Annotated in this window: 15 protein-coding genes and 1 pseudogene; 12 read left to right on the forward strand and 4 right to left on the reverse strand. The window is 48.5% G+C overall.

Going from position 1 to position 11,357, the window contains the following annotated elements:
• Positions 1-93: 93 nt before the first annotated feature.
• The 11 genes and pseudogenes from ONT18_RS07440 to ONT18_RS07490 form a co-directional block, all read left to right on the forward strand.
• Positions 94-678 (forward strand): annotated as a pseudogene (locus ONT18_RS07440) (TraG family conjugative transposon ATPase); the annotation flags it as partial.
• Between the two features lie 48 nt (positions 679-726).
• Positions 727-1,338 (forward strand): DUF4141 domain-containing protein, encoded by a 612-nt coding sequence (locus ONT18_RS07445; RefSeq protein WP_370867672.1) that lies wholly within the window; start codon positions 727-729, stop codon positions 1,336-1,338.
• A 3-nt stretch (positions 1,339-1,341) separates the two neighbouring features.
• Positions 1,342-2,355 (forward strand): conjugative transposon protein TraJ, encoded by a 1,014-nt coding sequence (gene traJ / locus ONT18_RS07450; RefSeq protein ID WP_068856391.1) that lies wholly within the window; start codon positions 1,342-1,344, stop codon positions 2,353-2,355.
• Between the two features lie 30 nt (positions 2,356-2,385).
• Positions 2,386-3,009, forward strand: a complete 624-nt coding sequence (gene traK / locus ONT18_RS07455) for a conjugative transposon protein TraK (RefSeq protein ID WP_068856390.1) — start codon at positions 2,386-2,388, stop codon at positions 3,007-3,009.
• An 11-nt stretch (positions 3,010-3,020) separates the two neighbouring features.
• A complete protein-coding gene (locus ONT18_RS07460; protein ID WP_264904757.1) occupies positions 3,021-3,311 on the forward strand; it encodes a TraL conjugative transposon family protein in 291 nt (96 codons plus the stop codon).
• Positions 3,292-4,635, forward strand: coding sequence for a conjugative transposon protein TraM (gene traM, locus ONT18_RS07465; protein WP_264904758.1), 1,344 nt, complete (start codon positions 3,292-3,294; stop codon positions 4,633-4,635). The genes ONT18_RS07460 and traM overlap by 20 nt, the downstream gene beginning before the upstream one ends.
• Before the next feature lie 59 nt (positions 4,636-4,694).
• Positions 4,695-5,723 carry a conjugative transposon protein TraN gene (traN, locus tag ONT18_RS07470; protein WP_264904759.1) on the forward strand — a complete coding sequence of 343 codons (1,029 nt, stop codon included), beginning with the start codon at positions 4,695-4,697 and terminating at the stop codon, positions 5,721-5,723.
• A 3-nt stretch (positions 5,724-5,726) separates the two neighbouring features.
• Positions 5,727-6,308: a conjugal transfer protein TraO gene (locus tag ONT18_RS07475; RefSeq protein ID WP_264904760.1), complete on the forward strand. Its 582-nt coding sequence runs from the start codon at positions 5,727-5,729 to the stop codon at positions 6,306-6,308.
• Positions 6,309-6,320: 12 nt separating this feature from the next.
• Positions 6,321-7,190, forward strand: a complete 870-nt coding sequence (locus ONT18_RS07480; RefSeq protein WP_264904761.1) for a toprim domain-containing protein — start codon at positions 6,321-6,323, stop codon at positions 7,188-7,190.
• Between the two features lie 15 nt (positions 7,191-7,205).
• Complete coding sequence (locus ONT18_RS07485) at positions 7,206-7,697, forward strand: DUF3872 domain-containing protein (protein ID WP_437183448.1); 492 nt, start codon at positions 7,206-7,208, stop codon at positions 7,695-7,697.
• Positions 7,694-8,179: a lysozyme gene (locus tag ONT18_RS07490; protein WP_264904763.1), complete on the forward strand. Its 486-nt coding sequence runs from the start codon at positions 7,694-7,696 to the stop codon at positions 8,177-8,179. Before ONT18_RS07485 ends, ONT18_RS07490 begins: the two co-directional genes overlap by 4 nt.
• 171 nt (positions 8,180-8,350) lie before the next feature.
• Here the strand turns inward: ONT18_RS07490 and ONT18_RS07495 are convergent, their stop codons facing one another.
• The 4 genes from ONT18_RS07495 to ONT18_RS07510 are packed head-to-tail and all read right to left on the reverse strand — an operon-like array spanning position 8,351 to position 10,541.
• Positions 8,351-9,628, reverse strand: a complete 1,278-nt coding sequence (locus ONT18_RS07495) for a PcfJ domain-containing protein (protein ID WP_264904764.1) — start codon at positions 9,626-9,628, stop codon at positions 8,351-8,353.
• The gene (locus ONT18_RS07500) at positions 9,625-10,050 is read right to left on the reverse strand and encodes a PcfK-like family protein (protein ID WP_264904765.1); all 426 of its coding nucleotides are present in this window, start codon (positions 10,048-10,050) and stop codon (positions 9,625-9,627) included. The genes ONT18_RS07495 and ONT18_RS07500 overlap by 4 nt, the downstream gene beginning before the upstream one ends.
• Positions 10,051-10,073: 23 nt before the next feature.
• On the reverse strand, positions 10,074-10,313 hold the full coding sequence (locus tag ONT18_RS07505; RefSeq protein ID WP_264904766.1) for a DUF6926 domain-containing protein: 240 nt from the start codon (positions 10,311-10,313) through the stop codon (positions 10,074-10,076).
• A 12-nt stretch (positions 10,314-10,325) separates the two neighbouring features.
• Complete coding sequence (locus tag ONT18_RS07510; RefSeq protein ID WP_005823733.1) at positions 10,326-10,541, reverse strand: hypothetical protein; 216 nt, start codon at positions 10,539-10,541, stop codon at positions 10,326-10,328.
• A 427-nt stretch (positions 10,542-10,968) separates the two neighbouring features.
• Here ONT18_RS07510 and ONT18_RS07515 point away from each other — a divergent pair, with 427 nt between their 5' ends.
• Positions 10,969-11,097, forward strand: coding sequence for a hypothetical protein (locus ONT18_RS07515; RefSeq protein WP_254918964.1), 129 nt, complete (start codon positions 10,969-10,971; stop codon positions 11,095-11,097).
• Positions 11,098-11,357: the final 260 nt, after the last annotated feature.

Consider the following 11,357-nt stretch of genomic DNA (forward strand, 5'->3'; position numbering starts at 1 on the left):
CGGATACGCCGAAATGTGTAAGTCCGGTTCGGGGGCGAGCATTTGGAAACCTACCATAGTAATATGGCAAGGCGCTGGATGCTTAGCCTACACCATCCAATCCTGTTCCCGGTCACGACCATCATCATCATGGAGTTGTTCATCAACAAGATGCGCCGCCTGAAAGGCATCCGTAAGATGATAGTGATAGAGGAGGCATGGAAAGCGATAGCTTCGGCAAACATGGCTTCCTATATCAAGTATCTCTATAAGACGGTCAGAAAGTTCTTCGGTGAGGCGGTTGTGGTGACGCAGGAAGTCGAGGACATCATATCCTCCGCTATCGTGAAGGACAGTATCATCAACAACTCAGACTGCAAGATACTCCTTGACCAGAGGAAGTTCATGAACAAGTTCGAGCAGATACAGTCATTGCTCGGATTGACGGAAAAGGAGAAGTCGCAGATTCTCTCCATCAACCAGTCCAACGACCCGTCACGTCTCTACAAGGAAGTATGGATAGGACTTGGCGGAACGCAGTCGGCAGTATATGCCACAGAGGTGTCCACGCAGGAATATCTCGCCTATACGACTGAAGAAAGTGAGAAACTGGAGGTAAGGGCATTGGCGGAGAAACTCGGTGACGACATGGAAGCTGCCATCCGACAGCTTGCAGAGGACAAACAAGAGAACAAGTAAATTCATTATCCACTTAATCCAAAAGTAAAAATGAGAACAAAAGTAATCATGACAATCTGCCTGTTCCTGCTGATGGTAGGAAAGGCAAGCGCACAGTGGTCTGTCATAGATCCTACCAACATTGCGCAGAGTATCATCAACTCGTCCAACAACATCGTCCACACGTCTTCGACGGCTCAGAACATGATCAACAACTTCAAGGAGACCGTGAAAATTTACGAGCAGGGCAAGAAGTACTACGATGCGCTGAAGTCGGTGAACAACCTCGTCAAGGACGCACGCAAGGTGCAGCAGACCATCCTCATGGTGGGTGACATCACGGACATCTACATCAACAACTACCAGAAGATGATGCACGATGACAATTTTTCCGTGGAGGAACTCTCCGCCATCGGCTTCGGCTACACCAAACTGCTGGAGGAAAGCAACGATGTGCTGACAGAACTGAAGAACGTGGTGAACATCACGACCCTTTCCATGACGGACAAGGAGCGAATGGACGTGGTGGAACGCTGCTACTCGAAGATGAAGCGTTACCGCAATCTCGTGAGCTACTACACCAACAAGAACATTTCCGTGAGTTATCTGCGTGCCAAGAAGAAAAACGACCTCGACCGCATCATGGGACTCTACGGCAAGTCAAACGAGAAATACTGGTAGCCTATGGATTTCGAGAATCTTCACCAGATACTGCGTTCCCTGTATGACGAGATGATGCCGCTGTGTTCCGACATGACGGACATTGCCAAGGGACTTGCAGGACTTGGGGCGCTGTTCTATGTCGCCCTGAGGGTTTGGCAGTCACTGTCAAGGGCAGAGCCGATAGATGTATTTCCGCTGCTCCGTCCGTTTGCCATCGGACTTGCCATCATGTTCTTCCCGACCATCGTGCTCGGTACGCTCAACAGCGTGATGAGTCCCATTGTGCAAGGTACACATTCCATGCTGGAGACACAGACCTTCGACATGAATGAATACCGGGCGCAGAAAGACAAGTTGGAGTATGAGGCGATGAAACGCAATCCGGAAACTGCATACCTTGTGAGCAACGAGGAGTTTGACAAGCAGCTTGACGAACTCGGCTGGTCACCCGGCGACGTGGTGACAATGGCGGGAATGTATGTGGAGCGTGGCATGTACAGCATGAAGAAGAGCATCCGTGATTTCTTCCGTGAACTGCTGGAGCTGCTGTTCCAAGCCGCTGCACTGGTCATAGACGTGCTAAGGACATTCTTCCTCATCGTCCTGTCCATCCTCGGACCGCTTTGTTTCGCCATATCGGTATGGGACGGATTCCAGTCCACGCTGACGCAATGGTTCTGCAGGTACATACAGATTTATCTCTGGCTACCCGTTTCGGACTTGTTCAGTACCATCCTTGCCAAGATACAGGTGCTGATGCTGCAAAACGACATCGAGGCATTGCAGAACGACCCGAACTTTTCCATTGAGGCAAGCAACGGTGTTTACATCGTTTTCCTCATCATCGGAATCATCGGTTACTTCACCATACCGACCGTGGCGGGATGGATCATACAGGCAGGTGGCGGCATCGGCAACTACAACCGGAACGTGAACACGGCAGGCTCACTGGGCGGAAGCATCGCAGGAGCAACGGCTGGAAATGTGGCAGGACGTGCCGGAAGGCTCATCAAGAGCGGATTTAAGAAAATATAGTCATTCATGAACAATACAACGAAAAGAAAAATGGAATTCAAGTCATTGAAGAATATCGAGACCTCGTTCAGACAGATACGCCTGTTCTGCATCGTCCTCGTCATCGGTTGCGCTGTTGTTGCAATATGCTCGGTGGTGTTCGCATTCCGATTTGCGGAGAAGCAGCGCGAGAAGATATACGTCCTTGACGGAGGCAAGTCGCTGATGCTCGCCCTCTCGCAAGACCTGTCACAGAACAGACCTGCCGAGGCAAGGGAACACGTGAGACGCTTTCATGAGCTGTTCTTTACGCTATCTCCCGAAAAGAGCGCCATCGAGCACAACGTGAAACGAGCCTTGCTGCTGGCAGACAAGAGCGCATACAACTATTACCAGGACTTTGCGGAGAAAGGTTTTTATAACCGACTTATTGCGGGAAACATCAACCAGTCGCTGCAAGTTGACAGCGTGGTCTGTAACTTTGATAACTACCCTTATCAAGCCAAGACCTACGCACGGCAGGTGATACTCCGAGAGAGCAACGTGACGGAGAGAAGTCTTGTCACCGTATGCAGGTTGGTGAACGCCACACGCTCCGATGATAACCCGAATGGTTTTACCATTGAAGGTTTCACCATTGTGGAGAACAGGGACATCAGTACAGTAGAACGATAAAAATAGCAAGAATGGAAAATCCAATTAAGACAATCCAAGAAAAGGTGAATGGTATGAAGGGAAGACTGCGTGACAGGCTGGATTCCCTTCCGCCAAGGGTGAGACTGAAAGTCGTGCTTGTCATGTTCGGCTTGTTTACCCTCTGTAGCCTTTACATGATAGGTTCAGCCATCATCAACTTTGGAAACGGCAAGACCTCTAATATAGAGGTTGAGCACATTGAGAGTGTAAAGTTGCCTACCGACAAGGGGCAGCAAGTGACCAACCACAATGAATTGATACATGGAGAAGGAGAAGAATGACAAGGTGGAGACGGATAAGGCTCCAAAGGAAAAGAAGTCTTTGACAGAGGAACAGCGTATCAAGCGCAACAAGATGATAGCCATACCGTGCATGTGTCTTGTCTGCGGTCTGGTGCTATGGCTTATCTTCAAGCCGTCTGCATCAGAGGGTGAGAAAGGCAGCAAGGGATTCAACATGGAAATGCCCGATGCGGAGAAGACAGATGTGGAGGCGGACAAGCGCAAGGCATACTCCAAGGAGGATCTTGCCAACAAGCAAAAGGAAAAAAGCAGAGCAATGAACTCTCTTGGTGAGTACATGCCAGGCATTGATTCGACTGCTACACGGCAAGAAAAGGACTTTGACCTGATGCAGTCTGGGCAGCAGCCAACAAAAGCGGAAAGACAGGAGGCGGATGCCATCCGCTCGTCTGCCGAGGCATACCAAACCTTGAACACGACCTTGGGCGGTTTCTATGAACAGCCACAGCAAGGGGGAAGCAGCGAAGATGCTGAGTTGAGAAAACGTCTTGACGAGCTGGAGGCAAGCATGATGCAACAGGAAAACAAGCGTTCCAATATGGACGAGCAAGTTGCCCTTATGGAGAAGTCCTATCAACTTGCGGCAAAGTACATGCCTGGTGGAAATGCCAATGCGGCAAGTCCTTCATCGGCAGAAACTGCAACAGAGGAAAACAAGGAAGTTGTCACCAAGGGCAAGAAAGCCAAGATTACACCTGTAAGGCAAGTTCAAAGGCGTGTAGTCTCGTCCTTGAACCGCCCCATGAGTAACGGGGAGTTTGTAGCCTCTTACTCGGAAAAGGCTTCGGCAAGGTTCAATACCGCCATCGGAAGAGGTGGTGTTTCCGACAAAAACACGATTTCTGCCTGCATCCACGGCAACCAGACCATAACGGACGGACAGGCAGTAAGGTTGAGATTGTTGGAATCTATGCGTGTCGGCAATAGGGATATACCACGAAATTCTGTCATTGTCGGAGTGGCACGATTGCAAGGCGAAAGGCTTTCCATAGCCTTGAAGTCCATTGAGCACAACGGCATGATTATCCCGATTGAGCTTGCAGTCTATGACAATGACGGTCAGGAGGGTATCTTCATCCCGAAGTCGATGGAGGTTGACGCAGCCAAGGAAGTGGGTGCCAACATGGGAAGCTCGCTGAACAGCAGCATCAACATTTCCTCCAATGCCGGGGCACAACTTGCCTCCGACTTGGGAAAAGGTGTCATACAAGGCGTGTCGCAGTATATTTCCAAGAAGATGCGTACCGTCAAGATACACCTGAAGGCTGGCTACAGGGTCATGCTCTACCAAGAGGAAAATTAGCCGAAAGGCAACAACATTTATACCACTTAATCCAAAAGTTTAATTAAAAGCAAACTAAAATGAAAAAGACAACAATCATGTTCGCCCTTATGTTGGGCGTAGCCAGCACTGCATCAGCGCAGAAGACAGGCAAGAAAAAAGCGCAGAAGTCTGTAAAGACTGAGCAAGTAAGCAATGTTTCTTCCGACCAGGAAGAGAAACTGACCTTGACCAAGGAGGTGTATCCGCAGAAGGAAGAGAACAGCAACTTCTATCACGGCTTGACCAAGAAGCTGACCTTCGACCGCATGATTCCACCTCATGGTTTGGAAGTGACTTATGACAAGACTGTTCATATTCTCTTTCCTGCCTCTGTCAAGTACGTTGACTTGGGTTCAGAGGACCTTATTGCTGGCAAGGCGGACGGTGCAGAGAATGTTATCCGTGTAAAAGCAGCCGTGAAGAACTTCAAGAAAGAGACCAATATGAGCGTCATCACGGAGGATGGCTCATTCTACACCTTCAATGTGAAGTATGCCAAGGAACCACTCATGCTCAATATCGAGATGGCGGACTTCATCCATGACGGTGAGGCGGTGAACCGTCCGAACAATGCGCAGGAGATTTATCTCAAGGAGTTGGGCAAGGAAAGTCCCATGCTGGTACACCTCATCATGAAGTCCATCCACAAGGAGAACAAACGCAAGGTGAAGCACATCGGCAGCAAGCGTTTCGGAATCCAGTATCTTTTGAAGGGCATCTATGTACACAGTGACTTGCTGTATTTCCACACAGAAATCAAGAACCAGAGCAACGTGCCGTTTGACGTGGACTATATCACGTTCAAGGTGGTGGACAAGAAGGTGGCGAAACGAACCGCCATTCAGGAGCAGGTGCTTCTTCCTGTCCGTGCCTACAACTATGTGGTGCGTGTGGCTGGCAAGAAAACGGAGCAGACGGTGTTCTGCTTGCCGAAATTTACCATTCCCGACGACAAGGAGCTTGTCGTGGAGATGAACGAGAAGGAAGGCGGTCGCCATCAGTCGTTTGTCGTGGAGAACAGCGACTTGGTGCGAGCTTTGACAATCAACGAACTTAGCGTGAAGTAACGGATGAAAAGAAGAAACATTGCAATCATGGCGATGCTTGCCCTCACCGCAGGGCAGGCATTCGCCCAAAGATGTCTTCCTCAGATGAAAGGCATCGAGGTGAAGGTCGGCATGGCTGACAGAGTGTATAACGGCAAGAAGTCCTGCAAGGCTGGCTATTATGCAGGTCTCGGACTTTCGAGCTATACCAAGGGTGGTGACAAGTGGACGTATGGGGCGGAATATCTGCAAGTACATCAGCCTTACCGTGAAACTTCCGTTCCAATAGCACAAATGACGGGCGAGTTCGGTTATTCCTACAACTTCCTTTCCGACAACAGTAAGACGGTGCTGTTCTATATCGGAGGTACGGCACTGGCTGGCTATGAGTCCGTAAACTGGGGCAAGAGAACCATGTCAGACGGAGCGACCTTGCAGAACAAGGGAGCGTTTATCTATGGCGGTGCCGTGGCATTGGAAACGGAAATATACCTGTCGGATGCAATAGCTTTGACCGCTTCCGTTAAGGAAAGGCTTGTTTGGGGCAACAGCACGGGACATTTCCACACGCAGTTTGGCATTGGCATGAAGTTCATCATCAACTAAAACAGTGAGCCTATGGACATCAATGAAATCAAACAAGCGCCTATCGTGGACTTTCTCTATATTCTCGGCATTGAGCCTGTCAAGCACAAGGCTTCGGGACTTTGGTATCATGCGCCATACCGCAATGACCGCAATCCTTCGCTTCGGGTATCAACGGACAAGAATGTCTGGTATGATTATGGCATCGCCAGAGGTGGTGACATCTTCAACCTCGCAGGGGAGTTCATCAACAGCAATGAGTTTGTGGCACAAGCCAAGTTCATATCTGAAACGCTTGGTGGTAGTTTCCCGACATCGTTTCCGCATTATCAAAGGATAGCAGAAAAGGCTGTGAAGGTAAAAGGCAATCCTTTTAGTGATATTGTGGAAAAGCCTTTGAGCCATCCTGCTCTCAGGCAGTACTTGCGTGAGCGTGGCATATCGGCTGACGTGGCGAGCCGTTTCTGCTGTCAGGTGGAATACCGATATAATGGCAAACAGTTCTTTGCTGTCGGTTTCAAGAACAACAGCGATGGCTACGAGATACGCAACCGCTTCTTCAAAGGTTGCGTGTCGCCAAAGGACATCACTCTCATTGGCAGGAACAGCAACGTCTGCCATCTGTACGAGGGTTTTATGGATTTCCTCTCTGCCGTAATTCTCGGCATAGGTCGTGGTGAGGATCATATTGTCCTCAATTCGGTGGCAAATATGCAAAAGGTGCATCATCTTTTGGATGGCTATGCACAAGTGTATTGTCACTTGGACAATGACGAAGCTGGCGAGAATGCCTGTGTCGAACTGCAAAAGCGATATGGCGATAAGGTCATTGACCATTCGCATCTATACACAGGTTACAAGGACTTGAACGAGTACCTGATGAGCCATAAGACAAGAAAGTAACAATCATTCAAAAACATCAAGACAATGAAGAAGAACAATAAAATCAAGAAATCAGTGAGCGTATTGGCATTCCTTTTCGTGTGTGCCGTGTCGTTAATCCTTTCATCGTGCAGCGATGAGCTGGACATTCAGCAGTCGTATCCTTTCAAGGTGGAGACGATGCCTGTACCAAAGGACATTGTGCGTGGACAGACCGTTGAAATCCGCTGCGAGTTGAAGGCGGAGGGTAAGTTTGACGGCACCATCTATACTATCCGCTATTTTCAGCATGACGGAAAAGGCTCGTTGAGAATGGAGAACGGAACGGTGTTCCAGCCAAACGACCGCTATCTGTTGGAGAACGAGAAGTTCCGTCTTTACTACACTTCGGCAAGTACGGAGACACAGACGCTGACCGTGGTGGTAGAGGACAATTTCGGCAAGTCATACGAAATGGAGTTCAGTTTCAACGATACTGACAATGAGGAAGAGTTTGCGAGAAGTGCCAACAAACTCGGTAGCGTATGAGGTTGATGATATTGTTAGCCTTGCTTCTTGTGTCGGGCAGCTTGTCTGCCCAGACGCAAGGGGCGATAAAGCGAGTTTGGCATGTGTCACGTTTTGAGTTGGCTGTCGCCTGCATCAAGAAGTACGAGGGGCTTCACGGACCGAAGCATCATCCTTATGTCGGATATGGGCACAAGCTGTTGCCTGGCGAGAAGTTTTCTCCAAGAATGACGGAACGGCAAGCCGATGCCTTGCTGCGCTCTGACCTCAGAAAGCTTTGCGCCATGTTCCGTGGTTTCGGTCGTGACTCGCTGCTCTTGGCTGCACTTGCCTACAATGTGGGGTGTGGAAAGGTGATGAAAAGCCGGATGTATGCCAAGATGCGAAGTGGCAACAGAAACATCTATCGTGATTATGTGGACTTCAAAAGGTGGAACGGAAAGACAGTGCCTTCCATCGAGCGAAGAAGAAAAATGGAGTATCTGCTCTTGTTTACTCCATAGTAATAAGGTTTTATAAAAATAGGACAGTCCTTTTGATTGGGGGCTGTCCTTTGTTTTTTTGCAAGCATCGCAGATAAGGGCAAGACGGTTTCTTTGCCACTTTCTTTTCCGCTCCTCGGCTCAAGAAAGAAAGTGGCGGAACGAATTTTCATCGCTCCGCCGATATGGATTTTATGTTGTTGCAACCATTCGTTGCTCTATAAGTCTTGCATTGCTGTTCACCAAGTTGATGATGTCGGCATGGTGCTCGGTGTCCTTGTTCTGTAGTCCGTGGCATTGTACGACTTTCATCTGTTCGAGTGAAAACTCCACGGTCTCAACCCTTTGTTCGGCTATTCTTGCAGAGAAGATGATGCAGTCGGGATTGAGTGAGTAGTTTGTACCGCTGCCTACGCAATGGTGCATCGCCTTACCCTCAAGAACGTGCTCCCTGACGCTTTCAAGCATTCTCACCACGATATTGCCGTCCGTGAACATCAAACCGAAGAAACGGCTCTTCATTTCCTTGAACTTGTCCTCGTTCTTCAATGCCTTGCGTATCTCCTCCTCGGTGCGCTCCTTTTCTTTCTTTGCTCTGATTTTCTCGGATATTCTGTCGTGCTCGGCTTCAAGGTTGTCGGGACAAATGTAATGTGGACTTCTGATGTCCTTGCCCATTTCTACCAACATACAGATGTAGTCCGCCCATTTGCCGATGTCTGTAATATGGTAATGGTTGCGGTTGGCAATCTTGTAGGCATTCCAACAAGTTTCCAAGTGCCGTGGGTGGTCTATGAAGTGGCGGACGTGTCCGTAACGACATTGTTTCATCATCGTTTCGATGCGGTGGTCTGTCAGCATTGCCTTGAACAATGTAAGCGGTTCGATGCCGTGAAAAGCTCCGTCAAAGCCATTGCGCCATATCTGAGAAATGACTTTCATATCGGGGCAGACCGGAAATGAAGCAATATGCTGATAGGTGGTGTTGTCCTTGCGCAGTTCAATGTCGGAGTCGTAGCAGAACGTGTCCATATAGATACCCATTGTGCGCTTGCGTGCCATAACCTCCACCTTGCCTTTCTCGTTCATCCAATAGCGTGCCACCTCCCAACAAAAGATGTCTGCCTTTTGTCCCTTGCGGTAGTAGGCTTTCATCTGATATGCTCGCATAAGTTGCAGTCCCTTACGCTCGGTGAGTACGCTGAAATAGGTAGAAGACATTGCCTTCTGTCGCTTGGTGCGCTGCACTTCCAACTTTGCCTTACACTTCGGGCAGACACATTTGTCCGCATCATCGTCCGTAGTCCAAGTGTGTCCGCAGTCCATGCAGGTGGTCTGTCCGTGCTTCAACTGAAAGGCATAGTGGTCAAGACATTCACGGAATGCCCATTGCATTTGCGCTCCCTTGATAGGTCGTAACCCCTTGTTTGAGGTTACGACTTGCTTCTGATATTTCGTTCTTGGTTTCATAACGTGTCGAATAATGATGGTTGGTGTACTTCTGCTTCCGTTCTCTGTGAGGTGCGCTTGGCGGTATCTCTGTTACGCATCTTGTTCATCTGCTCTTGCTGATATTGGCGGATGGCTTCCTGTCTTGCCTGTGCCTTCTCCTCCTCTGTGAGTTCGATGTGGTGGTTAACAGACACTTGGCAGTTCAATGGTTTTCCTACCTCGATGTCCTTCTCCTCGTAGTAGTGGATGGCTTGCCCATATATCTCGTCATCGCAAAAGCCGTTGCAACCGCTCTTCTGTACCCAATTAAGGATATAGGTGACGCAATCGTCTATGTTCTTGTCGGGGTTGTCATACTTGGCTGCAAAGAGTTCGTCCTCCATTGCACGCTCCTCCAAATAGGCTTGTATGGTTCTCTTGAAATATTCTGTAGTGTTCATGTCTGATGTTGTTAAAGGGGTTGTTACTCGTGATAAATGATGTCGCAGTCCTCAACTTCTGTAGGCAGTCCGAAGAACGGATAATGGCTGAAGTAAGGTTCTGTGCACATGTCCTCGTTGTATCTCGGACTTACTATCTCAATATTGTTCTTGCGCATGGTTTCGTCCACCATACGGATTTCCTCGTCTGTCAGTCCGCTTGCATCGCCGTTGATGATGTAGCAGAGTGCCCATGTAGGTATCGCTTCAATGCTTCTGTTCATATCGCTTGTTCTTTAAAGTGTTAATAACCAAATGAATGTTCCAATCAGTACCACCATAGAAAGAATGGAAATGATGATGCCGAAGATGAACTTCACAATTCCCAATATGACTTCACCGACCATGCAGAGAGCCATATATCCCAACCAAGCCACCAAAGTGATGAGGGTTGAGCCGACTGCGGAGAGTAATCTCCACCAAGTCTGTGTTATATTGATGTTTGTTGTCATATAGCCTTGAATTAAATTTATTTGCGGTTCCAGGAACTGAAGGGAAGTTCTCGTTTCTTCACCTTTTTGTCGCTCCCTTTTCCGACATTTTTTTTTGCGTCTTCCTGTCGCATCGGTCGTTTCGTTTCAGGTGCCTTTCAAGGGCGGCGAGGCTGGAAATACAAGGTTTTTCGGAAAAATACTACCCAACGGTGTGGAGATTTTTTCGAAAACCGAAGGCTCGACCTTTTATTTCCAAAGCCCACTGCCATACCTTTGCACCTGCACGATAACGGTTGATGCCAAAAGGAAAGACCTTGTGGAGGAAAGAAAATCAGAGCGGCAAATGAAAATAGAAACTTCACGGAAGTTTTTGGACTGTACGATTATCGCATACCCATTTCTGAGAAATGGATACAATTACTGTCTTGCAAATGTTTTTAGGAAAATGGAAATCGCATACAAGAATGGCACAGCCTTCAGAGAAATTCCGGTGAAAGAAGAGTATGGCTTGTCCATGCTTCTTGCATCGGGTTTTCTCCAAGGCTGTGCTGCCAAGCATGAAAGTGGTCGTTGAGGTTTACATCAATGACTTCTTTCTTGCGGTGGAGTATGCAAACAAAATGGTACGGCAAATCAAGGAATGGTGTTTCTTTTGATCGGTTAGCCTGCAACCGACAAAAAGAAGCACTTTTCCTCATGCCGTACTACTGAGACATGAAAGGGTGGCGTGCCACTGTTTCATGTCGTTTGGATTGTGCGATAAAAATGAAACTGCGAGTTGTGGCTATAAAAGTCAGCCGTTGTCAGCATGGCAAGAAAATGAAAAGACCTTGG

This window comes from Segatella copri, from assembly GCF_026015295.1.
Taxonomy (GTDB): Bacteria; Bacteroidota; Bacteroidia; order Bacteroidales; family Bacteroidaceae; genus Prevotella; species Prevotella copri_C.